This window comes from Pseudonocardia halophobica, assembly GCF_027922425.1.
GTDB lineage: Bacteria > Actinomycetota > Actinomycetes > Mycobacteriales > Pseudonocardiaceae > Pseudonocardia > Pseudonocardia halophobica.
The window spans coordinates 15,343-38,893 of record NZ_BSFQ01000014.1 but is presented as its reverse complement, the minus strand read 5'-3'; the positions used below and the strand labels follow the sequence as shown (position 1 = coordinate 38,893).

The window sequence follows — 23,551 nt, the reverse complement described above, 5'->3', positions numbered from 1 at the left end:
CGCGAACAACGGAGCGTGTCCGGGCGGGTGCACGCGGCACGCGACGCTAAGGCCTCGGCAGCGCGGACGGCCATAGCCGAACGCCCCCGCCCGCCACGGACCGACGGTCCCGTTCCGCCGCTGCCGCGCCGCTGCCGCGCCGATGTCCGGCGGTGCCGAACGGCGTCGCTCTCCGGGCCACCGGCCCCTCCCCGCCTGGCCGTGGTGAGCGCACGGTGGGCACGGCGATGACTCGCCCGAAAGCAGGACGGCGATCTGGAGGTCGGCTCACCATGATCACGATCCGCAACGCCGGAGGAGTCGCACTGTTCCTGTTGGGCACCACCTTCCTCTGGCTCACCCCCGCCTTCGCGACCGCGGGCCTGGACACCACCGGCTTCTGGTGGAGCCTGGCCCAGGTCCTCGCGCTCCTGACGCTCGCGGGATTCACCGTCGCCACCTGGGGGTTGTTCCGGCGCAGCACCTGGTGGCGGACCACCGCCCTCACCGCATCCGGGCTGGGCGTGCTGACCCTGATCCCCTACCTGATCGCGGCGCGGGCCGCCGGTGAGACCACGCCATGGTTCACCGCCCTGATCCTCGCGGTCGGCTGCGCGGCCGTGTTCCTTCTCCTCCTGGCCGCGAAGCCGAGGACCTGGATCGACCGCCCCGTCATGGCCGGGCGATGACCTCGGCGACGGCTCCACGGATCTCCGTCCGACTGCAATTCGTCACCCGGCCGCCCCTGGGCGCGACCAGGGCACGGTCCGGTCCGCCGGGCTGATCGGGCTCCACTCGTGATCGCCGTCGACCATCGTCCTGCGCTCGTCAGTGGGCCGGTGAGGGCAGCCGCCAGCTCTCGACCGGGTCGGCGAAGGAGAGCGCCGGGTCGTCCGCGGCGAAGGTCCGCGCCGGACCGGGCCCGGTCGCCCGCGTCTCGAACCGGACGGTGACCCGCCCGTGGCCCGCGCCCTGCACCCAGCCGTGCCCGTGCTCGGCGTGGGCGACGTCGTCCCCCGCCCGCCACGGGCTCGCCGGGTCACGCGGCCCGTGCCGGCCGCCCGGGCGCGGCCCGAACTCGGTGCCCGGTTCCGGGTGCGCCTCCTCCGAGGTCTCGACGGTGAGCACCGTGTCCGCCCCGGTGTCGTCCGCGGGCTCCGCGAGCGGGGCCGTGGTCCAGCCCGACGCCGACGGGACGGCCTCGAACAGCGCGGGCGGCGGGCTCTCCGCGAGCCCCGACAGCGACACCCCGACCAGTCGCACCCCGCCCTCGGGGACCGCGGTGCGGGCCAGGCGCTGCGCGACCGCGGTGAGCGTGGCGAGGTCGGTGGAGGCGAAGGCCGTGGTCTCGGAGCGGGTATGGGTCTCGAAGTCCGCGTTGCGCGCCTTCACCGTGACGGTACGGGCGGCCCGGCCGTCGACGACGAGCCTGCGGTGGGCCGCCGCCGTCATGCGCCCGACCTCGCGCAGGACGTCGTCCATCGCGGTGAGGTCGTGCTCGAACGTGGTCTCGGCCGAGATCTGCTTGGCGGCGCCGCGCGGGGCGACCGGGCGCTCGTCGATCCCGCGGGCGAGCCGGTGGAGCTCGGCGCCGACCGCGGAGCCGAGGACCCCGGCGACCTCGCGGGCGTCCATCGCGGCGAGGGCGCCGATCGTCTCGATCCCGACCTTGCGGAGCCCGGCCTCGGCCACCGGACCGACGCCCCACAGCGACCGCACCGGCAGCGGGTCCAGCACCTCCCGCTCGACCTCGGGCGCGACGACCTTCAGCCCGTCCGGCTTCGCCAGCTCCGACGCGATCTTCGCCACCTGCTTGCCCGACCCCGCCCCGACCGACGCGGGCAGCCCGGTGCGCGCCCGCACCTCGGCCCGCAGCGCGACGCAGAAGGCCTCGACCTCGGCGGCGGACGCACCGGCGAGCGCGGGCGGTTCGAGGAAGGCCTCGTCGACCGACACCGGCTCCAGTACCGGTGCGGCCTCGCGCAGGACCGCCATGACCTCCTCGGAGATCACCTTGTACAGGGGGAACCGCGGCGGCAGGACGGTGGCGTGCGGGCAGCGCCGGCGCGCCTGCCCCATCGGCATCGCCGACCGCGCGCCGAACACCCGCGCCTGGTAGCTGGCCCCCGCGACGACGCCCCGGCCGCCGGTGCCGCCGACCAGGACCGGCCGGTCCGCGAGCGTCGGCCGGGTGAGCTGCTCGACGGACGCGAAGAACGCATCCATGTCGAGATGCAGGACCCACCGGCTCACCCCGCCATTGTGACGGTCGGGACCGACGGACCGGTGCGTCAGACCCGCGATCCGCGGACCTCGGCCGGCGAGACCCCGCGCTCCTGTGTGAACACCGCGCTGAACGAGAACGGGTCGGCGTACCCGACCCGGCGGGCGACCGCGGCGACCGTGGCCGAGGGCTCGGCGAGGTACTCCGCGGCCAGCCGCATCCGGCGCTGCCGGAGGTGCGCCAGCGGGGCGACGCCCACCACCGTGCGGAACCGCGCGGCGAAGTCGGTCGCGGCGACGCCGGCCTCGGCCGCGAGGGCCGCGACCGTCCACGGGCGCGCCGGGTCCGCGTCGACCGCGGCGAGGGCGGGCCCGACGACCGGATCGGCCGACCAGGTCGGTTCCGTACCGTGAGGACGGGCGAACCAGCAGGCCAGGGTGGCCGTGAGCAGGCGTTCCCGCAGGAGGGGCGGACCGTCCGCGGCCACCCGCGCGAGCAGGTCCGGGCACACGCCGTCGGACACCACGGCGAGGTCCGGCAGCCCGCCGGCGGCGCCCGCGTAGGTGCAGATCAGCAGCCGGGCGCCGCGGCGTCCGGCCCGGGTCGGCGCGCTGCGGCGGGCCAGCACGGCGCCACCCCGGGCGAGGTCCGGCTCGGCGAGGGCGCCGTCGAGCACCCCGCACAACACGAGGGACCCGGCGGCCGGGACGGTGAACGGCTCGCCCGGCGCCAGGACGTGGGTGGCCGGCGGGTCGCCGGTCGGGGGCAGGGTCGCGGGCAGGGTCGCGGCCGCGTGGAGGCCCCGGAGCGGGGAGTCGGGCGGCGCGGTCACGCGACTCAGGGTAGAAGCCTCCCGGCCACCCGACCACGGCGGCCGCCTACTCGGCGCAGGGTGATGATCACCGGCTGCGACGATGCCGGGCGAAGTCCGGGCGGCACGGGGCGCGGTGATCGCCGGGCCGGACGGCCGGACGTGTCGCTCTCCGGTCCCGAACGGCGATCAGGGGTCGGGGCCGCCGCGGTGCGCGACCAAGGCCCGCCCGCCGTCGGACGACTCAGGAGTCGGAAGGGACCGAGGTGAGGGCGGCGACCAACCGGTCCACGCTGACCTCCCCGCGGTACTGCTCGCCGTTGACGAACAGCGTGGGCGTGCCGCGCACCCCGCTGCGCACGCCGGAGTTGAAGTCCGCCTCCACCCGGTCCTCGACCAGCCGGGTCGCGGGCCAGACCACCCGGTCCGGGTTCACCCCGGCCTCGACGGCGTGGTCGCGCAGGTCGGCCTGGGTGAGGCGGGGCGGGCCGGGCGCGTAGAGGCTGTCGTGCATCGGCCAGAACCGACCCTCGAGCGCCGCCATCTCCGCCGCCGTGGCCGCGGCCAGCGCGTGCGGGTGCAGCTCGTGCAGGGGGAAGTGCCGGAAGGCGAACCGCAGCTCCGCGCCGAGCCGCTCCCGCACCTCCTCGATCACCGGTGCGGCGGCGCGACAGTACGGGCACTCGAAATCGCCGTACTCCACCAGCGCCAACGGCGCGTCGATCCGTCCGGCGACGTGGTCGTACGCCCCGAGCGGCGGATCGAGCTGCCCGATTTCGCCCACCTCCTCGCGTCCGCGTCGGGCCTCCGGGCAGGATGATCCGGTGGCCGTGACGACCCTATCCGAGCGCGGGGAGCTCTCCCGCGCCGCGCGGCAGTTCCTCCGCACCGAGTCCGGCTCGGCGGTGATGCTGATCTCCGCCGCCGTGATCGCCCTGCTCTGGGCGAACCTCCCGCTGGGCTACGAGACGTTCTGGCACACCCAGTTGGCCATGAACCTCGGCGAGTGGTCGCTGAGCCTGGACCTGCGGCACTGGGTCAACGACGGCCTGATGGTGCTGTTCTTCTTCAGCGTCGGCTTGGAGATCGCGCGCGAGATGACCCTCGGCGAGCTGCGCGGCTTCCGGGCGGTCGCGGCGCCGGCGGCCGCGGCGGTCGGCGGGCTGGTGATCCCCGCGCTCGTCTTCCTCGCCTTCAACGCCGGCACCGTCGCCCAGAACGCGTGGGGCATCACGATCTCCACCGACACCGCGGTGCTGCTCGGCGTGCTCGCGCTCGTCGGGCCGCGGTGCCCCGACCAGCTGCGGGTGTTCCTGCTCGCGCTGGCGATCGTCGACGACATCGGCGCCGTCATCGCCATCGCCGTCTTCTACACCGAGCAGGTCGACGTCCTCGCGCTGTTCCTCGCGATCCTGCTCTTCGCCGCGCTCCTCGGGCTGCGGTTCGTCCGGTTCTGGCGGACGCCCTTCTACGCGGTCATCGGCGTGGTCATGTGGGTCGCCGTGCTGGCGTCGGGCGTGCACCCGAGCGTCGTCGGGGTGGCGTTGGGCCTGCTCGTCAACGCCTACGCGCCGCGGCGGCAGGACATGAAGCGCGCGCTGATCGTCGGGAAGACGTTCATCCTCGACCCGACGCCCGAACGCGCCCTCGCCGCGCAGGCCGCGGTCACGGAGGCGGTCTCGCCCAACGAGCGGCTGCAGCTGAAGATCCAGCCCTGGTCGAGCTACGTGATCGTGCCGCTGTTCGTGCTGGCCAACGCCGGCGTGGTGCTCGACCGCGAGACCCTCACCGCCGCGTTCGCCTCGCCGCTGACCTGGGGCATCATCGTCGGGCTCGTGCTGGGCAAGCCGATCGGCGTCACGCTCGGCACGTGGGTGGCGCTGCGCACCGGCATCGGGCGCGTCCCGGACACCCTGCGCTGGGGCCAGCTCTTCGGCGGGGCCGGGCTGTCCGGCATCGGGTTCACGGTCGCCCTGTTCGTGACCGAGCTGGCGCTCGACGACGAGCTCCTCATCAGCGAGGCCAAGATCGGCATCCTGACGGGGTCGGTGCTCGCGGCCCTGGTGGGCTGGCTGGTGTTCCGGGTGGCGGGGGAGCGCGGCGGGCAGTGCTCGCCGTCCGGGCTGCCGACGCTGCCGCCGCGACCCTGGCGGCCGGTCGACTGAGGCCGTGTCTCTCAACCCGGCGCCGCCGGGTCCGGTGATCCACGTCGGCTCCCGGTAAGGCAGCCGGGGCTGCCTTCCTCCCGGGGCGTATTCGGGTGCCCCGGCAACGCCGGCGGGGACGGCGTGGGCGCCGGTGGCGGGTCGGGAGAGACGGCTTCTGGTCAGCGGAGCAGGGCGGCGCCGTCGTGGACCCGGACCTCCGGGGCGACGGCGCCGAGTCCGGCCACCGCGGCCGGATGGTCCGGGCCCGCCTCGAGGTCGACGACCCAGGCCGCGCCGGGCCCGTCCGTCCAGGCCTCGACGGCGCCAGTGGGGCCGAGGGTGATCGCGTCCATGGGGCTCGCGAGACCCTCGCCGGTGGCCTTGAGCAGCGCTTCCTTGCGGGTCCAGATCGTGAGGAACGCCCGGGCGTCGGCCGGCGGGCGGGTGCGCTCGACGGGGGAGAGGGCGTGCTCGGCGAGGCGGTCGAGGTCGGAGAGGGCGCGGACCTCCTCGACGTCGAGGCCGACGGGTCCGTCGTCGCTCAGCGCGACGCCCACGAAGTCCCCGGAGTGCGTCAGGGAGAAGGCCGGCGCGGCGCCGGTGGCCAGGCGGGGCTTGCCGTGGGGCTTGCCGCAGCGGCAGGTCCGGTCGAGCGCGATCCCCGTGGGGTCTGTGTCGAGCCGCGCCCCCAGCAATAGCCGGGTGAGGGCGTGCGCGGCGAGGTAGCGAGCCTGGTCGACGGGGCGACGGAAGGCCGCGAGCCGGGTGCGCTCGTGGGCGTCGAGCAGCGCGACGAGCTGCGGCGCCGACGAGGGGTCGACGGGGCGGGCCCACCAGACGTCCGGCACGGGCCGAGCGTAGTCGGTTGCGGTGCACGGGCGTCGCGACAACGGTCGGGACACCGCAGGTCGTCGAGGCCCCGGAGTGTGCGGTGGGGCGCGACTCGCGGGAGTTCAGGGCGCGGCTCGCGGGGCTGGAGCGCGACTCGCGGTGCCGGAACTCCCGACTCGCGGTGCCGGAACTCCCGACTCGCGGTGCCGGAACTCCCGACTCGCGGGACGGGCTGGTCGATGGGAGGGGAGCGGGGCCGCTCGAGCGGTCCCGCTCCCCTCCGGCGATCCCCCCACGGGTGGGTTGCGGCGGGGCCGGCGCCCAGGAGTGGCCGGCCCCGCCGCGGTCTCAGCCGCTGCGACGTGCGGCGAAGTCGGTGCGGAAGTGCACCGGGGTGGTGCTCGCCCGGCCGACCCGGGCGAGGGTGCGCGGCGCGTCCGAGCCGGTGGCCTGCGGGGTCTTCCCGCGGGCGGCGGCGCGGCGGGCGGCGCGGTTGGTGGGCTGGGTCGGGGTCTGGCAGGTGTCACGTACTCGCACGAGGACCTCCTGGAGGAGATGAGGGGCCGCCCCGAGGGGCGGTGTGCGCGTCCTCCCGTGGATCACTGCGCGGCGCTCGACGCAGGAGCGACGGGCGGATCCGGGGATCGCGGGCCGCAACACGCGCGCGATCCGAGGAGGGAGGACGTCCGGCCACTGCGGGGCGGCCCGGACGGACAGGAACCGGTCGGCGCGGAGATGCGCCGGGAACGGGTGGCGGCCTCAGAGCGGAGAACCGCCGCGCCGTCTCACAGGGTGATGAGGTCCATGGCCGAAACCCTAGGGACACCTCCCGTCCGGCGCGACCGAATTACGGTGACCCGTGTGGACGGCTCCCCGGACGTGATCGTGATCGGCGGCGGGATCGCCGGTGCCTCGGTGGCCTACGAGATCGCCGCGCACCGCTCGGTGCTGCTGCTGGAGGCCGAGTCGTCGCTGGCGGTGCACTCGACCGGCCGCTCGGCGGCGACCTACATCCCCGGCCACGGCACCGCCGTCTTCCGCGCGCTCATCCGGGCGAGCGCGCCGCGCTTCGCCGCGCTCGCCGAGGAGCTGGAGGCGCCCCCCTTCCTGCGGCCGCTGACCGTCGTCTGGGCGGCGTCCGACGAGGACGGCGAGCGCGCGCTGCGGCAGCTGCTGACCGAGTGGGCCACCGAACCCGACGGTCCCCACGCCCTGACCGGTGCCGAGACCGCGAAGGCCTGCCCCGGCCTGCGGGACGTGCGCACGGGCGCGATCACCGAGTCGGCCGCGGACGCCGACGCCATCGGCCTGCACGGCGCCTACGTCCGCGGGCTGCGCCGCCGGGGCGGCCGGGTCGTGCAGGGCGCCCGGGTCACCGCGATCGCGCGGACCGGAGACGCGTGGCGGGTCGAGACCCCGGCGGGCACGTGGACCGCGCCCGACGTCGTCGACGCGGCCGGGTCGTGGGCGGACATCGTCGCCGCCTTCGCCGGGGTGCCGAAAGCGGGCCTCACCCCGTACCGCCGCACGATCGCGATCTCCCCGTGCACGCTGCCCGCGGGGATGCCGATGCTGATCGACGCCGCCGAGCGCTTCTACTGCAAGCCGGAGGGCGAGACCCTGCTGCTCTCGCCCGGCGACGAGACGCCCGCCGAGCCCGGCGACGCCCGTCCGGACGAGCTCGACGTCGCCCTCGCCCTCGAGCGGGTCGAGGAGGCGCTGCACCTCGGCCTGCGCTCGGTGCGCACCTCGTGGGCGGGCCTGCGGACCTTCGCGCCGGACCGGGACCCGGTCGTCGGACCTCGCCCGGAGTTCCCCGGGTTCCACTTCTTCGCCGGTCAGGGCGGTTCCGGGATCGAGTCGGCACCCGCCCTGGCCGCGCTCGGCGCGGCCGTCGTGACGGATACCCAGGTGCCCGCGGACGTCGCCGTCCGGCCGGAGCAGGTGTCTCCGTCACGCTTGTAAGCGCGCGCTGACTTCTTGCGGCACGATGGGCGCATGGCGCCGACCACCACCTCCGGCCTCGAGCTCTTCGACGGGCCGTTCTGGAGCGATCCCTACCCGGCCTACGCCGAGCTACGCGCGGACGAGCCGGTGCGCAGGCTCGACCTGCCCGACGGCCCGATGTGGATCATCGCGCGGTACGAGGACGCGCGGGCCGCGTTCGTCGACGCGCGGTTCTCCAAGGACTGGCGCTACACCCTGCCGGCCGACCAGCGCGCCGCGATGCCGGCCGCGCCCACGCCGATGATGCTGCTGCTGGACCCCCCGGACCACACCCGGCTGCGCAAGCTCGTCAGCCGCTCGTTCACCGCCCGGCGCATGGCCGGGCTGCGCCCCCGCGTGCAGGAGATCGCCGACGACCTGCTGGCCGACCTGCCCGCCGGCGGCACCGTGGACCTGATGGCGCACTACGCCTTCCTGCTGCCGGTCCGGGTGATCTGCGAGCTGCTCGGGGTGCCGGCGGAGGACCGCGACGACTTCGGCCGCTGGTCGTCGACCATGATCGACGAATCGCCCCAGGACGAGAAGTTCGCCGCCTCCCAGAAGCTGTCGGAGTACCTGGCGGGGCTGATCGACCGCAAGCGCACCGAGCCGGACGACGCCCTGCTCAGTGCGCTCACCCAGGTCTCGGACGAGGACGGGGACGCGCTGTCGCAGGAGGAGCTCGTCGCCATGGCGATGCTGCTGCTCATCGCCGGCCACGAGACCACCGTCAACCTGATCGGCAACGGCATCCTCGGCCTGCTCACCCACCCCGAGCAGCGCGAGATCCTGGCGGACAAGCCGGAGCTGTGGCCCAGCGCCGTCGAGGAGTTCCTGCGCTGGGACTCGCCGGTCACCAACGCGCCGGTGCGGTTCGCGGCCGAGGACGTCGAGGTCGCGGGGACGACGATCCCCGAGGGCGCCGTGGTCATGCTGGGGATCGCCGCGGCCAACCGCGACGACGCCCGGTTCGCCGACGCCGCCCGGCTCGACGTGAGCCGCGACGACCGCGGGCACCTCGCCTTCGGCTACGGCCTGCACCACTGCCTTGGCGCCCCGCTGGCCCGGATCGAGGGCGAGGTGGCGCTGCGCAGCCTGTTCACCGCGCGTCCGGACATGGCCCTGGCCGCCTCGGACCTCACCCACCGGCGCAGCACCCTGGTCCGCGGTGTGACGGAGCTGCCGGTCCGCCTCGGCGAACCCGCCTGAGACGGCGGCCGCGCGGGTACAACGGAGGGACACGTCGCCGAGCCGGAGGTCGCGCGCGATGCCCCAACCCCAGGACCCGTTCGGTGGCGGGCTCGGCCCGTTGGAGGACCTGCTGCGCGGGCTCGTCAACGGCCTCGGCTTCCCCGACGACGACCGGGAGGACGAGCCCCGCGCGCAGCAGCGCGGTCCCGAGCGTCCCCGGCGGACCTCGACGCGGCGGCTGGACCGGCACGGCCGCGACCTGACCTCCGAGGCGCGGGCCGGCCGACTGGACCCGGTCGTCGGCCGGGACGCCGAGATCGACCAGGTCGTCGAGGTGCTGGCGCGCCGCACCAAGAACAACCCGGTGCTGGTCGGCGAGCCGGGCACGGGCAAGACGGCGATCGTCGAGGGGCTGGCGCAGCGGGTCGCGGCCGGCCGGGTGCCGGTGGCGCTGCGGGACGTCCGGGTGGTCGCGCTCGACCTGGCCGGGATGGTCGCCGGGACCAAGTACCGCGGCGAGTTCGAGGAGCGGCTCACCGCGGTGATCGACGAGATCGTGGCGGCCGGGCGCTCGCTGGTGGTGTTCGTCGACGAGCTGCACCTGGTGGTCGGGGCCGGCTCCGCGCAGGACCAGGCCATGGACGCAGCCAGCATCCTCAAGCCCGCGCTCGCCCGCGGCGACCTGCAGCTCGTCGGCGCGACCACGCCCGAGGACCACCGCCGCCACATCGAGCGCGACGCCGCCCTGGAGCGCCGCTTCGAGGTCGTGCGGGTGCCGGAGCCGACGCCCGAGGCCACCGCGGAGATCCTGCGCGGGCTGCGGCCGAAGTACGAGGAGCATCACCGGGTCCGGATCACCGACGCCGCGATCGACGCCGCCGTCGCCCTCTCCGTGCGGTACCTGCGGGACCGGTACCTACCGGACAAGGCCGTGGACCTGATCGACCGCGCGGCCGCGCGGTCCGGGATGCGCGGCCGCTCCGACCAACCGGACCACCGCGTCGAGGAGCTGGTCCGGGCCCGCGAGGTCGCCGCCGACGCCGGGGACTCCGAGCGCGTCGCGATGCTCGACCGCGAGCTCGAGCGGCTGGTCCTGGAGAACGGGCCGCGCGATCGCGCCGAGATCACCGCGCGCGAGGTCGCCGAGGTCGTCGCCGACCGGACCGGCATCCCGGTCGCCGACCTCACCACCTCCGAGCGGAGGCGGCTGCTGGACCTGGAGGAGCACCTGCACCGCCGGGTCGTCGGGCAGCACCGGGCGGTCGAGGCCGTCGCCGACGCGGTGCGCAGCGCGCGGGCCGGGCTGGCGAGCCCCGACCGGCCGTCGGGCTCGTTCCTGTTCCTCGGCCCGACGGGCGTCGGCAAGACCGAGCTGGCCCGCGCCCTGGCCGCCGCGCTCTTCGGTTCCGACGAGCGCATGGTCCGGCTCGACATGAGCGAGTACGCCGAGCGTGCGGCCGCGACGAGGCTGATCGGCGCGCCGCCGGGGTACATCGGGCACGACGAGGCCGGCCAGCTGACCGAGCCGGTGCGCCGCGACCCGTACACGGTGGTGCTGCTCGACGAGATCGAGAAGGCACACGCGGACGTCGTCGCCACGCTGCTGCAGGTGCTCGACGCGGGCCGGCTCACCGACGCCCGCGGCCGCACCGTCGACTTCCGGCACAGCATCATCGTGATGACCAGCAACCTCGGCGCGGAGGAGATCCTCGCGGCGGCCGCGGCGGGCCGGCCGGTGGAGTCCATCCGGGAGCAGCTGATGTTCGCGGTGCGGCGGCACCTGCGGCCGGAGTTCCTCAACCGGATCGACGACGTCGTGCTGTTCGAGGCCCTCGACCGGGCCGAGATCCGCGAGATCGCCGAGATGATGCTGGCCGGCACCCGGGCGCGGCTGGCGGCGCAGGGCGTCGAGCTCGTGGTGGAGCCTGAGGCGCTCGACAGGCTGGCCGAGCTCGGCCACCGGCCCGAGTACGGGGCGCGGCCGCTGCGCCGGGTCGTCGCGCGCGAGGTGGAGCGGCGGCTGGCGCGGCTGCTGCTCGCCGAGGAGCTTCGGGCCGGAGGGCGGGCCCGGCTGACGCTGAACGACGGTGAGCTGTCCCTGATTTCTGACTAGGGTCAGAGGTATGGACGAGGTCGCTGCGGTACGCCGGTTCCACCGGGCGGTCGTGCGCCGGGTCGGTGCGCTCGAGGAGGGCTATCTCGGTCGCGACCGGCCGCTCGGCCAGGCGCGGCTGCTGTGGGAGATCGGCCCGGAAGGGGCGGAGGTGCGAGACCTGCGCGCCCGGCTCGGCCTCGACTCGGGGTACCTCTCCCGGATGCTGCGGGCGTTGGAGGCGGCGGGGCTCGTCACCGTCGACGCCGACGGGACCGACGGGCGGGTGCGGCGCGCGCGGCTCACCGCGGCGGGGCGGGCGGAGCGGGTCGAGCTCGACCGCCGGTCGGACGCGCTGGCCGCGTCGATCCTCGAGCCGCTGAACCCCCGGCAGCGCGACCGGCTGATCGCCGCGACGGCCGAGGTCGAGCGCCTGCTCGTCGCCTCCACGGTGCGGGTCGCGGTCACGCCGCCGACCCGGCCGGAGGCGCAGGAGTGCCTGCGCGCCTACGCCAACGAGCTCGCCGAACGGTTCGACGGGGGCTTCGACCCGACGGTCGGCCCGGCCGCCGGGGCCGCCGAGTTCACCCCGCCGAAGGGGGAGTTCCTGGTCGCGATGCTCGACGGCGAGCCGGTGGGGTGCGTCGGCGTGCGGTTCCGTCCCGACGTCGCGGAGATCAAGCGGATGTGGGTGGCGCCCGCGGCGCGGGGTCTCGGTCTGGCCCGGCGGCTGCTGGCCGAGATCGAGGAGCGGGCGCGCGTGCACGGGCTGCGTGCGACGCGGCTCGACACGAACGGGACGCTCGTCGAGGCGATCGCGCTCTACCGGTCGGCGGGATACCGCGAGGTCCCGCCCTTCAACGACAACCCCTACGCCCAGCACTGGTTCGCCAGGGAACTCGATCCCGCCGGGTAGGGTCGCCGCGAGCCGTCCCGGGGGAGGTCGCTGATGGCGGGCCGCCGCCCCACGCTGAAGGACGTCGCGGCGCGGGCCGGGGTCTCCCGGGCGACCGCCTCCCTGGTGATCCGCGAGGAGCGGGGGCCGAGCGCCGCCTCCCGCGAACGCGTGCGGGCCGCGGCGGCCGAGCTCGGCTACGTGCCCGACCCCACGGCCCAGGTGCTGCGCCGGCGCCGCAGCCGGCTCCTCGGCGTGGTCTTCACCGCGCGGGACGCCTTCCACGCCGACCTGCTCGACGGCCTCTACCCGGCCGCCGAGGAACGCGGCTACACCGTGGTGCTCGGCGCCGTCTCGCCCGTCCGGCGGCAGGAGCGGGCCGTCGAGGCGTTGCTCGCGTCGCGCTGCGAGGCGCTGGTGCTGCTGGCGGGGCGGTACGGCCCGGCCGAGCTGGAGGGGCTCGCGGCGCGGCTGCCGGTCGTCGACGTCGGGCGGGTCGGCGCGGGTTCCGCGCAGGTCGACGCCGTGGAGAGCGCCGACGACGAGGGGGTCGCGGCCGCGGTCGACCACCTCGTCGGGCTGGGGCACCGGGCGATCGTCCACGTCGACGGCGGCGAGCAGCCGGGCGCGGAGGAGCGGCGGCAGGGCTACCGGGACGCGATGCTCCGGCACGGGCTGGCCGCGCGGATCCTGCCCGGCGACAACACCGAGGTCTCCGGGGCCGCGGCGGTGTCGGAGCTGCTCCCGGACCTGCCCACCGCCATCCTCGCGAACAACGACCAGTGCGCCGTCGGCGTGCTCGACGCCCTGCGCCGGCAGGGGATCGACGTGCCCGGCCGGGTCTCGGTGATCGGCTACGACGACAGCCAGCTCTCCCGCCTCGCCCACGTCGACCTCACGACGGTCGCGCAGGACACGGCGGAGATCGCCCGCCTCGCCGTCGGCTGCGTGCTGGAGCGGGTGGAGGGGGAGGAGACGCCGGCCCCCCGCCGCATCCGCCTCCGCCCCCACCTCGTGGTGCGGGGGACGACGGGGAAGCCGGGGGTGTGAGGGGATCCGAGGGTTCGCTAGCCGTGCGCGCATCCTGCCAGGGCGGCTCGCACCCGCTCGGCCCGCCGCACACCCGCACGACCGCCTCACACCCGCTGCAGCGCCGCGGCACACCTCGAAGATCTGCGGCGCACCCCGTCGACAGGATGTGAAGCGTTCGAAGGGAGTGTGGGAGGGCGGCGCGTTTCCGGCCCGGCGCGGCCGAGCGTGCCCAGAGCTTGCGACGGCCGTTCTTCGGGGCTGAGTCGAGATGAACGTGGTGGTCGTGGTCCGAGGGGCCAGCGGGCGTGCTTGTGACGAAGCAGTCTGAGGACCCGGCGGACGCGGTCGAGGCCGCGCGGGCCGAGGGCCCCGGTCTGCCGCCGCCGGGACTTGACGCACCTCGCCGCCCGGCCCCACACTCTCCCCGCACCACTTAGATCGATCTAAACCACGCCCGCGCCCACCGGCGCCACGGTGCGAAGGAGCTCTCATGCTGCGAGTGGCCCTGTTCGGATGCGGCCGGATCGGGCGGGTGCACGCCGCCGCCGTCGCCGCCCACCCCCGGGCCGAGCTCGCGTGGGTGTGCGACCCGATGGAGGCGGCCGCCAAGGAGCTGGCCGGGCAGTACGGGGCCGAGGCGAGCTCGGACGTCGCCGCGGTGCTGGCCGACGAGTCCGTCGACGCGGCGATCGTCGCCTCGCCGACCCCCACCCACGTCGACCTGCTGACCGCCGCGGTCCGGGCCGGCAAGGCCGTGATGTGCGAGAAGCCGATCGACCTCGACCTCGCGCGCGTCGACGCCTGCTGGGCCGAGATCGGCGCGCTGTCCCCGATCGTCATGGTGGGCTTCAACCGCCGCTTCGACCCGTCGTTCCGCGAGATCCGCGACCGGGTCGCGGCGGGCGAGATCGGCCGTCTCGAGCAGCTCGTGATCACCAGCCGGGACCCCGCCCCGGCGCCGAAGGCGTACATCGAGACCTCCGGCGGGCTGTTCCGCGACATGACGATCCACGACTTCGACATGGCCCGCTTCCTGCTGGGCGAGGTCGTCGAGGTGCAGGCCATGGGCGCCAACCTGATCGAGCCGTACATCGCCGAGGCCGGGGACATCGACTCCGCCGTCGTGGTGCTGCGCTCGACCGACGGGGCGCTCGCGCAGATCACCAACTCTCGGCGCTGCGTGTTCGGCTACGACCAGCGCGTGGAGGCGTTCGGCGCGACCGGCATGCTCACTGCGCAGAACCAGCTGCCGACGAGCGTGCGTTACGCCGGCGCGGACCGCAGCGAGGCCGCCGCGCCGTACCAGAACTTCTTCCTCGAGCGGTACAGCGCCGCGTACGCCCTCGAGCTCGACCACTTCGTGACGGCCGTCGAGTCCGGCACCGCGCCTTCGCCGAGCTTCGCCGACGGCCGGGCCGCGCTCGTCCTCGCCGACGCAGCCGCGGAGAGCCTCCGCACCGGGGGTACGGTCCGCGTCGCGGGATGACCCGGGGGCGCGGCGGCGTTGGGATCAGCATGACGATGCTCGCCACCGCGCCGGCCAGGGCGCGCACCCTCGACGACCTGTTCGCCGACGCCCTGCGCGACGCCGAGCGCATGGCCCCGGGCCTGCTCCTGCTCGCGTTCGACGGCTCGGACGAGGTCGAGGCCGACGCCCGCCGGCTGCTGACGACGGACCCCGGCTGCGCCTTCGTGCGGTTCGCGGTGCACCGCGAGGACGGCGAGGTCGTGGTCGAGGTCCGGGCACCCGAGTCCCACCCGGAGATCCTCGAGGCCCTCGTGGTGAGGGCCATGTCCGCGGGACGCTGACCGGGAGATCGGCCAGACTGGTCGCATGACCGGCACCCTCGGCGAGGTGACCACCCGCACCGTCGGAGGGCGCACGCTCCGCGTCGCGATCCGTCGCGGCAACCCCTCCCGAACCCCGTTACTGCTGCTCAACGGCATCGGCGCCCGCCTCGAGATGCTCGAGCCGTTCGTCGAGGCGCTGCCCCGTGAGCTGGAGGTGATCCGGTTCGACGTCCCGGGCGTCGGCGGATCGCCGCGGCCCCGGATGCCGTACCACATGGCGACCTTCGCGCTGACCGTCGGCAAGCTCGTGCGTGAGCTGGGCTACGGGAAGGTCGACGTCCTGGGCTACTCCTGGGGTGGCGGGCTCGCCCAGCAGTCCGCGCTCACCGGACGGGACTGGGTCCGCCGCCTGGTGCTGGTCGCCACCGGCACCGGTTCGCTGATGGTGCCGGCCCGGCCCGCGGTGCTGAGCAAGATGCTGACCCCGCGGCGCTACCGCGACCCCGCCTACGCCGCGCAGGTCGCCGGTGAGATCTACGGCGGCTCGATGCGCACGCACCCCGAGCGTGCCGCCCGCCTCCTGCAGTCGTCCGACGACGGCGACCCCGCGGGCTACGAGCGCGGCTACCTCTACCAGCTCCTCGCCGGCGCGGGCTGGACCACGCTGCCGGTCCTGCGCCTGATCGCGGCGCGGACGCTGATCGTCTCCGGGGACGACGACCCGATCATCCCGCTGGTCAACGCCAGGGTCCTGCGCCACGGCATCCCCGACTCGCACCTGCACGTGTACCGCGGCGGGCACCTGGCGCTGCTCACCGAGTCCCACGAGCTGGCACCGGTGATCGACCGCTTCCTCACCGCTCCGTGACGGGGCGGCGCAAGCCGAACGGCGTGATCAGGCGGCGTGATCAGGCGTCGGACGACCGACCGCCGAGCACAGGCGTCACCGCCACGTAGGTCACCGCCGCCGCGCACCCGGCCACGACCAGCGCCGCGCCGCCCACCGGCCCGCCGAGCGCGAGCTCCCGGAGGGCCACACCGATCGCGAGCGCGAGCCCGACCAGCACGGCCACGGCCAGGACCGCGCCCGCCAGCCCGGGCCGCCGCCGCACCACGGCCACGGCGACCACCAACACCGCTGCGACGACCGCGCCGCCGAGCGCGAAGTCCGGGCCCGTCACCGGCACCCGCCAGCCGAACAGGGCGGCGACGTAGGCGGCCCAGGAGAGTCCCGCCCGCATCGCCGCGGCGCGCATCGGGCCCGGCTGCGCGACCACCGACAGCGCCAGCACCCCTGCCGCGACCACCACCAGGAGCACCGCGATCGCCGTGGAGGTCCAGGTCAGCGTGGCGAACCCGAGGTAGGCGGCGGCCACGCCGAGGCCGACGCACAGCGCTCCCGCCCAACCCAGCGGGCCAGGTCGGTGGGGCCTGCGCGCGCTGTCGGTCACGTTGCCGGTGTCGCCCCGGCGCGCCGCGGTGTTACCGCAGGTCGCCCGGGGTCGTGCGTGGCAACTGCCCCTAGAGGGGCAGTCGGCACGCACGGGGGAGGGATGATCGGGGCATGACGTACGAGACCCTCGACTACACGGTGCGCGACGGCATTCTCACGCTCACCCTGAACCGGCCGGACAAGCTCAACTCCTTCACCGTGACCATGGCGGAGGAGCTGATCGCGGCCTACGACCGGGCGAGCGCCGACGACGAGGTGGGCGCGATCGTCGTGACGGGGGCCGGCCGGGCGTTCTGCGCGGGCATGGACCTGTCGTCGGAGGGCAACGTGTTCGGCCTCGACGAGTCGCAGCAGCCGACGCTGCGGGACCTGCAGGAGCGCTTCGAGGACCCGGAGATCGTCGACGGTGTGCGCGACACCGGCGGGCAGGTCTCGCTCGCCGTCTACCGCTGCACCAAGCCCGTGATCGCCGCGATCAACGGCGCCGCGGTGGGTATCGGGGCGACGATGACCCTGCCGATGGACGTGCGGCTGGCCTCGGACAACGCCCGGATCGGCTTCGTGTTCGGCCGGCTCGGGATCGTGCCGGAGGCAGCCTCCACCTGGTTCCTTCCCCGGATCGTCGGGATCAGCAGGGCGCTGGAGTGGGTCTACTCGGCCGACATCCTGAGCGCGCAGGAGGCGCTCGACGGCGGCCTGCTCCGGTCCGTCGTGCCCGCCGACCAGCTGCTGGACACGGCGTACGCGCTCGCCCGCAAGTTCGTCGACGGGCACTCGCCGGTGGCCACGGCGCTGATGCGGCAGATGATGTACCGCAACAGCGCGGCGCCGCACCCGGTCGAGGCGCACCGCGTCGACTCGCTCGCGATGTTCTACACGTCGATCGCCGACGGGAAGGAGGGCGTGCGCGCGTTCCTGGAGAAGCGGCCGGCGGAGTTCACCGGCCGGGCCAGCGCGCTGCCGCCCTTCGCCCCGTGGCAGGCCGACGACTGAGCTGAGTCTCAGTACGCGATGAAGAGGATCTCGTCGCGCGAGTACTCGTGGCCCGGGTGCTTCTCCTTGAGGTGGGCCTGGGTCTTGGCGACGAGGTCGTCCTCGTCCGTGCCCTGGATCTGCTCGCCGCACGGGCAGTTCAGTCGCGTCTTCATCGGGATCTCCTTCCGGAAGGTATGCACCGACCCTAATGCGGAACCGTGCGACCTGTGATCAGCCCCGCCCGATGAACGGCATGGTCGTGGCCGTGAGGGTGAGGAACTGGACGTTCGCGTCGAGCGGGAGGTTCGCCATGTAGCGGACGGCGTCGGCGACGTGCCCGGCGTCGAAGGTCGGCTCCGGTCGCACCGAGCCGTCCGCCTGGCGCGCCCCCGTGGCGATCCCCGCTGTCATGTCCGTGGCCGCGTTGCCGATGTCGATCTGCCCGCAGGCGATGTTGTAGGCGCGGCCGTCGAGCGAGATCGACCGGGTCAGGCCGGTGATCGCGTGCTTGGTGGCCGTGTAGGCCGCGCTGCCGGGGCGCGGCACGTGCGCCGAGATCGAGCCGTTGTTGACGATCCGGCCGCCCTGCGGGTCCTGCTCGCGCATCACCGCGAACGCCGCCCGGGCGCAGAGGAACGAGCCGGTGAGGTTGGTGTCGACGGCCGCGCGCCAGGCGGCGACCTCGATCTCGTCGGGCGTGCCGGTGGGGCCGAACGTGCCGGCGTTGTTGACCAGCAGGTCCACCCGGCCCCACGCCCCGACGGCCGCGCGGAACAGCGCCGCGACCGACTCCTCGTCGGCGACGTCCGTGGGTACGGCGAGCGCGTCGGCGAACCCCTCGGCGGTCTCCGCCAGCGGCTCGGGCCGCCGCCCCGCCAGGGCGACCGCCCAGCCGTCCTCCAGGAGGGCGCGGCCGATGACCCGGCCCAGCCCCGATCCCGCTCCGGTCACGACCGCGGTGCGCTGCATGCGGAGGTTCTACCGGAACCGACGGCGGGAGATCAGTCCGCCACGGCCCAGCGCTGCTCGATCCGCCCGTAGCGCCAGACCGCGAGCGCCCCGAGCCAGGTGACCACGAAGAGGGCGACGACGAGGTACCCCACCACCTCGAGGTCGAGCGCGGCCAGCGTGGCCAGCGGCCCCGTCGTGACGTGCAGCTTCTCGCCGAGCAGCTGCAGCAGCTCGATCAGCCCGATCACCAGCGCCACGACCACCGACAGCGCCGTGACGGTGAGGTTGTAGAAGACCTTGCGTACCGGGGTGACGAACGCCCACTGATAGGCGGCGGACATGAACACGCCGTCGGCGGTGTCGAACAGGCTCATCCCCGCGGCGAACAGCACCGGGATGACCAGGATCGCGTACCAGGGTAGCTGCGCCGCCGCGGCGCCACCGGCGAGGACGAGCAGCGTGACCTCGGTGGCGGTGTCGAACCCGATGCCGAACACGAACCCGACCACGTACATGTGCCAGGGCTTCGACACCGCCCGCAGGGCCCGGCCGAGGATCCGGGCCAGCAGGCCGCGGGAGGCGAGGTGCCGCTCGAGGGCCTCGTCGTCGAGCGGCTCGGTGCGCATCCGCGCGAACACCCGCGCGATGCCGATCATCGCCTGCAGGTTGAGCAGCCCGATCAGGACCAGGAACCCGCCGCCGACCAGGGTGCCGACCAGGCCGAGGGTCTCCTTGACCGACGACGAGTCGTCGCCCAGCTCTCCGGCCAGCGCGCGGACGCCGAGGGCGAGCAGCAGCGCCAGCACGAACACCACCGAGGAGTGGCCGAGGGAGAACCAGAATCCGACGCCGCGGGCCCGTTTCCCCTCGCTGACCAGCTTGCGGGTGGTGTTGTCGATCGCGGCGACGTGGTCGGCGTCGAAGGCGTGCCGCATGCCGAGCAGGTAGGCGGTGAGGCCGACGCCGAGCCCGAACGTGCCGCCCGAGGCCAGCGCGAGGTGCTGCGGCGCGACCACCGCGGCCAGCAGCGTCCAGCCGCCGAGCGTGAGCAGCAGGATCACCGCCGCCATCCCCGCGAGGTGCCGGCGGTCCGTGCGGTCGAAACGGGTGCGCGACGCGGACGGCGTGCAGGGAGCGGTCACACCGCCGATGCTCGCATGCACAGTTCTTCAGGTGGAAGACCGTGTGCGCGTGCCGTTTCGCAAGGTCCGCATCATGGTTCCATGACGTCCGAATTGCGGCGTCGAATCGGCGTTATGGAACCATAATGCGATTCGGTCGGGGCTGGAGAACTGCCGCGGCGAGGACGAGGACGAATCCGGCGAGGTAGACGTCGGGCTGCAGGGAGATCGCGCCGGTCGCGGGGATGGGGCCGACCTCGGGCCCGGGCAGCCTCGTGACCACGGCCGCGGTCACCAGCAGCAGCGCCGCGAGCCCGATCCGGGCGTGCCGGACGGTCAGGAGCACGAGCAGCGGGACGCACCACACGAAGTGGTGCGACCAGGCGAAGGGCGCGACCGCTGCGGAGGCGAGGCCGACCATGACGAGCGCGAGCAGGTCGTCCCCGCGCCGGTGGGCCCGCACCGCGACGGTCAGTGCGGCGGCGGTCAGCAGCGCGGCCAGCACCAGGTAGACCGGCACGTTCTCGCCGAGAACCCGGGCCACCAGGCCGTCGAGCGAGTGGTTGCTGGTCGCGGCGACGTCCGAGATCCGGTTCGCGGCCGCGAACGTCCCGCGCACCCAGTACTGCACCGACTCGACCGGCGCGAGGGCGAACCCGAGCCCCGTGGCCGCCACGAACGTCCCGACGGCGACGGCCGCCTCCCGTCGCCGCCCGACGAGCAGCAGGTACACCACGAACAGCAGCGGCGTGAGCTTGAGCGCCGCGGCCAGCCCCACCCCGGCGCCGCGCCACCGCGACGGGCGACCGGTGAGATCGAGCAACACCAGCGCGAGCAGCACGACGTTGATCTGCCCGAGGTAGAACGTCGTCCGCACCGGGTCGAGCCACAGCGCGGTCGCCACCAGCAGCGCGACCGTGCCGGCCGGCAGCACGGTCCCCACCAGTGCGGCCGACCGCCGCACCACCAGCACGAGCAGCACCACTCCGAGCGCGGTCCAGAAGATCTTGAGCAGCGGCAGCGGGAGCAGCGTCAACGGCACGAACAGCACCGCGGCCACCGGCGGGTACACGAACGGCAGGTCGAGCAGGACCCCGCCGGCGTACAACGGCTGGTGGTGCAGCACGTGCTCGCCGCCGGCCCGGTAGACCTGCAGGTCGATCATCAGCGCGTGCGCGCCGGGCCAGGCCGCGAGCACGGCGAGCTGCAGCGCGACCAGCACCGCGGCCCCCGTCCAGGCGGTGCGGGCGCGGACGCGTGGGCGGGGGAGCGTCACCGGGTGACCGTAGGACGGCGGCTCGCTGCCGCCGCGAACCGGGCGAGTGTGACGGCGAACACATCTTCTGCCATGCTGGCGCCATGCGTTCCGCCTTCGCGCACACCGCCGAGATCGAGCTCGCCGAGGACGGCGACCGGGCCGCCCCGGGCGCCGCGATCACCGCCGCGTTGTGCGGGACCTGGGAGCACGAGCCGCCGTGCCCGATCGCGTCGCACCACACCGCGTCGTCGCGGGCCGGCAGCCGGGTGCGGCTGCGCGTGCTGTTCGCGTGCGACGTCGACCTCGAGGACGAGGTCCGCAGCCGGATCGACGCCGCGCTGGCCCGCGGCCTGCTCACCGGGCCGGACGGCACGGTGTCCCGCTGGTCCCTGCGCGACGCCCTGCCGGGGAGCGTCCAGGAGTGCGAGCGGGCGGCCGCCGAGCGCCTGCTGGCGAGCAGCGACGCCTGACCCCGGCGCCACGGGGGCGGCGGGGCTCCGCGCGTGAGCTCGTCGAGGACGTCCCCGACCGGCCTGCCGGGATCGGCGGCGAGCTCGCCCAGGGCGGCCGTAGCGCGGGCGATCCCGAGGTCGACCTCCTCGCCGCGGCCGCGGTGGGGCGGGGGGCGGAGGCCGAGCGGGTGATCGGGGGGTTCGTCGAGCTAAAGGGCTCGCCGCTGTGGGCGGGCCTGCCCGCGGTCCGGGCCGGTCGGGTGGTGCGGATCGACTCGCAGGAGTCGGTCGGCTCCTGCGGGTTCCAGGGCCACGGCTCCGTGCAGGACTCGCTCGTCGACCGGTGGGCGGCGTCCGGCCGCTCCCCGGTGGACGGCCGTAGGATCCGGCCGTGTCCGTCGACCCCCCGCCCGACAGCGACTTCCTGTCCCTCGCCGGCATCGCCATCGACGAGACCCAGCGCCGGCTCCCGGGGACCGACCGCTCGGCGATGGCCATGGTCCTGCTGCTCACGCGGGTCGCGAGCGGGCTGGTCTACGACCTGGAGTCGACGGTGCACCGCCCCGCGGGCTGGAGCTGGTCGGCCTGGCGCCTGCTCTTCACGATCTGGGTGGCCGGGCCGCAGGAGTCCCGGCGGGCGGCCGAGCTGTCCGGGATGAGCCGGGCCGCCGTCTCCGCCCTGACGAACACGCTCAGCGCCGCCGGCCTGCTCGACCGCACGCCCGGCTCGGCCGACGGCCGCTCGGTGGTCCTCGCGCTCACGGAGAAGGGCACCGCGGCGATCGAGGAGACCTTCCTGCGGCACAACGCCCGCGAGTCCGAGTGGGCCCGGCTGCTCGACCCCGAGGACCTCGCCGCCCTCAACGGGCTGCTCGCCAAGCTCGCCGGCGCCGCCCACGCCGCGGAGTGGGTCAACCGGCGCTGAACCGGGCCGGACCCCTGGCCGTCGGGCCCGGGACGGGTTACCGTTCCGCACGGTCAAGGCTTTGACCGTTTTCCCAGCGCCGGGAACGAGGGGACTTCCGATGACGCAGACCCCGGGATCGGCCGCCTCGGCGGTCCACCCGCCGTCGAGCCAGCTGCGCCGGGTGATCGGCGCGAGCCTCGTCGGCACGACCATCGAGTGGTACGACTTCTTCGTCTACGCCTCGGCCGCCGGCCTGGTGTTCGGCAAGCAGTTCTTCCCGGGCCTCGACGGCACCGCGGCCCTGCTCGCCTCCTTCGCGACGATCGGCGTCTCCTTCATCGCCCGCCCGATCGGCGGCGTGGTGTCCGGGCACCTCGGCGACCGGTTCGGCCGCAAGCCGGTGCTGGTCGGCACGCTGCTGCTGATGGGCCTGTCGACGGTCGGCGTCGGCCTGCTGCCCTCGTACGCCTCGATCGGCGTCGCGGCCCCGATCCTGCTGGTCGCCCTGCGGATGCTGCAGGGCCTCTCCGCCGGTGGCGAGTGGGGCGGCGCCGCGATGATGTCGGTCGAGCACGCCCCGCCCGGGCGGCGCGGCTACTACGGCGCCTATCCGCAGATCGGCGTGCCGATCGGGCTGCTGCTGGCCAACCTCGTCTTCTTCGCCGTGTCGGCGACGACCACCCCGGAGCAGTTCCAGGCGTGGGGCTGGCGGATCCCGTTCCTGCTGTCGATCGTGCTGATCGTCGTCGGGTTCTGGGTGCGGGCGCGGGTCTCGGAGAGCCCGGTGTTCGAGGACCTGCGGGACCGTCGCGAGCGCCGGTCCGCCCCGCTGGCCGAGGTGCTGCGGAAGAACCGCCGCGAGCTGCTCGTGGCGATCGGGCTGTTCGTCGCCAACAACATGATCGGCTACATCCTCATCGCGTTCATCACCTCCTACGGCACGCGCCAGCTCGGGCTCTCCAGCACGACGATGCTGGTCGTCGGCATGGTCGGGGCCGTGGCCTGGGGCGTGTTCACGCTGATGGCGGGGCGCTGGTCGGACACCTGGGGGCGCCGGCGCACCTACCTGATCGGGATCGTCGCGCTGGCCGCGTGGTGCTTCCCGTTCTTCCTGCTCTTCGACACCCGCTCGGTCGGGCTGCTGATCGTCGCGGTCGTGGTGCTGGCCTTCGGCCTCGGCCTCACCTACGGGCAGCAGGCCGCGACCTACGCGGAGATGTTCCCGGCGCCGGTCCGCTACTCCGGCGTCTCGTTCGCCTACGCGTTCGGTGCCATCCTGGGCGGCGGGTTCGCGCCCCTGCTGGCGACCTGGCTGATCGCGGTCACCGGGACCTCGCTGTCGGTCTCCGCCTACATGTTCCTGATGTGCCTGGTCACGCTGGCCGCGGTGCTGGCCCTGCGCGAGGGCACGCCCGCCGAGCGCGAAGCCTTCGTCACCGCGAGCTGAGCAGGAGG

General features: G+C 74.6%; 24 protein-coding genes. 14 read left to right on the top strand and 10 right to left on the bottom strand.

The features are described 5' to 3' along the window. Positions 1-272 precede the first annotated feature (272 nt). Positions 273-668 (top strand): hypothetical protein, encoded by a 396-nt coding sequence (locus tag PKE99_RS17740; protein ID WP_037048204.1) that lies wholly within the window; start codon positions 273-275, stop codon positions 666-668. Positions 669-807: 139 nt separating this feature from the next. Here PKE99_RS17740 and PKE99_RS17735 read toward each other — a convergent pair whose 3' ends face one another. From PKE99_RS17735 to PKE99_RS17725, 3 genes are all read right to left on the bottom strand, one after another. Further along, positions 808-2,232 carry a DNA polymerase IV gene (locus PKE99_RS17735; RefSeq protein ID WP_081924332.1) on the bottom strand — a complete coding sequence of 475 codons (1,425 nt, stop codon included), beginning with the start codon at positions 2,230-2,232 and terminating at the stop codon, positions 808-810. A gap of 38 nt (positions 2,233-2,270) precedes the next feature. Then, the gene (locus tag PKE99_RS17730) at positions 2,271-3,035 is read right to left on the bottom strand and encodes a helix-turn-helix transcriptional regulator (protein WP_051737732.1); all 765 of its coding nucleotides are present in this window, start codon (positions 3,033-3,035) and stop codon (positions 2,271-2,273) included. Positions 3,036-3,258: 223 nt separating this feature from the next. Continuing rightward, positions 3,259-3,798, bottom strand: coding sequence for a DsbA family protein (locus tag PKE99_RS17725; protein WP_231498291.1), 540 nt, complete (start codon positions 3,796-3,798; stop codon positions 3,259-3,261). Between the two features lie 46 nt (positions 3,799-3,844). Here PKE99_RS17725 and nhaA point away from each other — a divergent pair, with 46 nt between their 5' ends. Continuing rightward, on the top strand, positions 3,845-5,179 hold the full coding sequence (gene nhaA / locus PKE99_RS17720) for a Na+/H+ antiporter NhaA (protein ID WP_231498292.1): 1,335 nt from the start codon (positions 3,845-3,847) through the stop codon (positions 5,177-5,179). A gap of 161 nt (positions 5,180-5,340) precedes the next feature. Here nhaA and PKE99_RS17715 read toward each other — a convergent pair whose 3' ends face one another. Both PKE99_RS17715 and PKE99_RS17710 read right to left on the bottom strand, forming a co-directional pair. After that, entirely contained in the window at positions 5,341-6,009 is a 669-nt protein-coding gene (locus PKE99_RS17715; protein ID WP_037048208.1) for a 4'-phosphopantetheinyl transferase family protein, read from the bottom strand. 331 nt (positions 6,010-6,340) lie between these two features. Further along, entirely contained in the window at positions 6,341-6,529 is a 189-nt protein-coding gene (locus tag PKE99_RS17710; protein WP_037048210.1) for a hypothetical protein, read from the bottom strand. 324 nt (positions 6,530-6,853) lie between these two features. Here PKE99_RS17710 and PKE99_RS17705 point away from each other — a divergent pair, with 324 nt between their 5' ends. From PKE99_RS17705 to phaZ, 8 genes are all read left to right on the top strand, one after another. Beyond that, positions 6,854-7,957: an NAD(P)/FAD-dependent oxidoreductase gene (locus PKE99_RS17705; protein WP_051737733.1), complete on the top strand. Its 1,104-nt coding sequence runs from the start codon at positions 6,854-6,856 to the stop codon at positions 7,955-7,957. A gap of 33 nt (positions 7,958-7,990) precedes the next feature. Then, positions 7,991-9,187 (top strand): cytochrome P450 family protein, encoded by a 1,197-nt coding sequence (locus tag PKE99_RS17700; protein WP_037048214.1) that lies wholly within the window; start codon positions 7,991-7,993, stop codon positions 9,185-9,187. 58 nt (positions 9,188-9,245) lie between these two features. Next, positions 9,246-11,282, top strand: coding sequence for an ATP-dependent Clp protease ATP-binding subunit (locus PKE99_RS17695; protein ID WP_051737734.1), 2,037 nt, complete (start codon positions 9,246-9,248; stop codon positions 11,280-11,282). 10 nt (positions 11,283-11,292) lie between these two features. Then, complete coding sequence (locus tag PKE99_RS17690) at positions 11,293-12,177, top strand: bifunctional helix-turn-helix transcriptional regulator/GNAT family N-acetyltransferase (protein WP_037048217.1); 885 nt, start codon at positions 11,293-11,295, stop codon at positions 12,175-12,177. 33 nt (positions 12,178-12,210) lie between these two features. Then, positions 12,211-13,206 carry a LacI family DNA-binding transcriptional regulator gene (locus PKE99_RS17685; RefSeq protein ID WP_037048220.1) on the top strand — a complete coding sequence of 332 codons (996 nt, stop codon included), beginning with the start codon at positions 12,211-12,213 and terminating at the stop codon, positions 13,204-13,206. 472 nt (positions 13,207-13,678) lie between these two features. Beyond that, complete coding sequence (gene iolG / locus PKE99_RS17680; protein ID WP_037048223.1) at positions 13,679-14,674, top strand: inositol 2-dehydrogenase; 996 nt, start codon at positions 13,679-13,681, stop codon at positions 14,672-14,674. A gap of 29 nt (positions 14,675-14,703) precedes the next feature. After that, a complete protein-coding gene (locus PKE99_RS17675; protein WP_037048226.1) occupies positions 14,704-14,997 on the top strand; it encodes a hypothetical protein in 294 nt (97 codons plus the stop codon). 25 nt (positions 14,998-15,022) lie between these two features. After that, positions 15,023-15,847: a poly(3-hydroxyalkanoate) depolymerase gene (phaZ, locus tag PKE99_RS17670; protein WP_051737735.1), complete on the top strand. Its 825-nt coding sequence runs from the start codon at positions 15,023-15,025 to the stop codon at positions 15,845-15,847. 40 nt (positions 15,848-15,887) lie between these two features. Here phaZ and PKE99_RS17665 read toward each other — a convergent pair whose 3' ends face one another. Then, positions 15,888-16,430: a hypothetical protein gene (locus PKE99_RS17665; protein WP_156067724.1), complete on the bottom strand. Its 543-nt coding sequence runs from the start codon at positions 16,428-16,430 to the stop codon at positions 15,888-15,890. Positions 16,431-16,543: 113 nt separating this feature from the next. Between PKE99_RS17665 and PKE99_RS17660 the strand changes: the two genes are divergently transcribed. Further along, positions 16,544-17,425 (top strand): crotonase/enoyl-CoA hydratase family protein, encoded by an 882-nt coding sequence (locus PKE99_RS17660; protein ID WP_037048230.1) that lies wholly within the window; start codon positions 16,544-16,546, stop codon positions 17,423-17,425. Between the two features lie 8 nt (positions 17,426-17,433). Here PKE99_RS17660 and PKE99_RS17655 read toward each other — a convergent pair whose 3' ends face one another. The 4 genes from PKE99_RS17655 to PKE99_RS17640 all read right to left on the bottom strand — a co-directional run bounded on the left by PKE99_RS17655 (position 17,434) and on the right by PKE99_RS17640 (position 20,755). Then, positions 17,434-17,580 (bottom strand): DUF1059 domain-containing protein, encoded by a 147-nt coding sequence (locus PKE99_RS17655; protein WP_063739802.1) that lies wholly within the window; start codon positions 17,578-17,580, stop codon positions 17,434-17,436. 58 nt (positions 17,581-17,638) lie between these two features. Next, on the bottom strand, positions 17,639-18,376 hold the full coding sequence (locus tag PKE99_RS17650) for an SDR family oxidoreductase (protein WP_037048232.1): 738 nt from the start codon (positions 18,374-18,376) through the stop codon (positions 17,639-17,641). 32 nt (positions 18,377-18,408) lie between these two features. Further along, positions 18,409-19,428, bottom strand: coding sequence for a Nickel transporter NicT (nicT, locus tag PKE99_RS17645; RefSeq protein ID WP_081924346.1), 1,020 nt, complete (start codon positions 19,426-19,428; stop codon positions 18,409-18,411). 184 nt (positions 19,429-19,612) lie between these two features. Next, positions 19,613-20,755 (bottom strand): glycosyltransferase 87 family protein, encoded by a 1,143-nt coding sequence (locus PKE99_RS17640; protein ID WP_051737736.1) that lies wholly within the window; start codon positions 20,753-20,755, stop codon positions 19,613-19,615. An 83-nt stretch (positions 20,756-20,838) separates the two neighbouring features. On the opposite strand from PKE99_RS17640, the gene PKE99_RS17635 reads away from it, so the two are divergent. The 3 genes from PKE99_RS17635 to PKE99_RS17625 all read left to right on the top strand — a co-directional run bounded on the left by PKE99_RS17635 (position 20,839) and on the right by PKE99_RS17625 (position 23,543). Next, positions 20,839-21,207 carry a hypothetical protein gene (locus tag PKE99_RS17635; protein WP_037048235.1) on the top strand — a complete coding sequence of 123 codons (369 nt, stop codon included), beginning with the start codon at positions 20,839-20,841 and terminating at the stop codon, positions 21,205-21,207. A gap of 373 nt (positions 21,208-21,580) precedes the next feature. Continuing rightward, on the top strand, positions 21,581-22,114 hold the full coding sequence (locus PKE99_RS17630) for a MarR family winged helix-turn-helix transcriptional regulator (protein WP_037048237.1): 534 nt from the start codon (positions 21,581-21,583) through the stop codon (positions 22,112-22,114). 100 nt (positions 22,115-22,214) lie between these two features. Continuing rightward, entirely contained in the window at positions 22,215-23,543 is a 1,329-nt protein-coding gene (locus PKE99_RS17625) for an MFS transporter (protein WP_037048240.1), read from the top strand. The last annotated feature ends 8 nt before the right edge of the window (positions 23,544-23,551 follow it).

Coding starts and splice junctions, on each gene's coding strand:
- PKE99_RS17655 (WP_063739802.1), bottom strand. CDS start 17,580: ATGAAGACGCGACTGAACTGCCCGTGCGGCGAGCAGATCCAGGGCACG.
- PKE99_RS17635 (WP_037048235.1), top strand. CDS start 20,839: ATGCGTTCCGCCTTCGCGCACACCGCCGAGATCGAGCTCGCCGAGGAC.
- PKE99_RS17740 (WP_037048204.1), top strand. CDS start 273: ATGATCACGATCCGCAACGCCGGAGGAGTCGCACTGTTCCTGTTGGGC.
- PKE99_RS17660 (WP_037048230.1), top strand. CDS start 16,544: ATGACGTACGAGACCCTCGACTACACGGTGCGCGACGGCATTCTCACG.
- PKE99_RS17650 (WP_037048232.1), bottom strand. CDS start 18,376: ATGCAGCGCACCGCGGTCGTGACCGGAGCGGGATCGGGGCTGGGCCGG.
- PKE99_RS17685 (WP_037048220.1), top strand. CDS start 12,211: ATGGCGGGCCGCCGCCCCACGCTGAAGGACGTCGCGGCGCGGGCCGGG.
- iolG (WP_037048223.1), top strand. CDS start 13,679: ATGCTGCGAGTGGCCCTGTTCGGATGCGGCCGGATCGGGCGGGTGCAC.
- PKE99_RS17690 (WP_037048217.1), top strand. CDS start 11,293: ATGGACGAGGTCGCTGCGGTACGCCGGTTCCACCGGGCGGTCGTGCGC.
- phaZ (WP_051737735.1), top strand. CDS start 15,023: ATGACCGGCACCCTCGGCGAGGTGACCACCCGCACCGTCGGAGGGCGC.
- PKE99_RS17625 (WP_037048240.1), top strand. CDS start 22,215: ATGACGCAGACCCCGGGATCGGCCGCCTCGGCGGTCCACCCGCCGTCG.
- PKE99_RS17695 (WP_051737734.1), top strand. CDS start 9,246: ATGCCCCAACCCCAGGACCCGTTCGGTGGCGGGCTCGGCCCGTTGGAG.
- PKE99_RS17675 (WP_037048226.1), top strand. CDS start 14,704: ATGACGATGCTCGCCACCGCGCCGGCCAGGGCGCGCACCCTCGACGAC.
- nicT (WP_081924346.1), bottom strand. CDS start 19,428: ATGGCGGCGGTGATCCTGCTGCTCACGCTCGGCGGCTGGACGCTGCTG.
- PKE99_RS17700 (WP_037048214.1), top strand. CDS start 7,991: ATGGCGCCGACCACCACCTCCGGCCTCGAGCTCTTCGACGGGCCGTTC.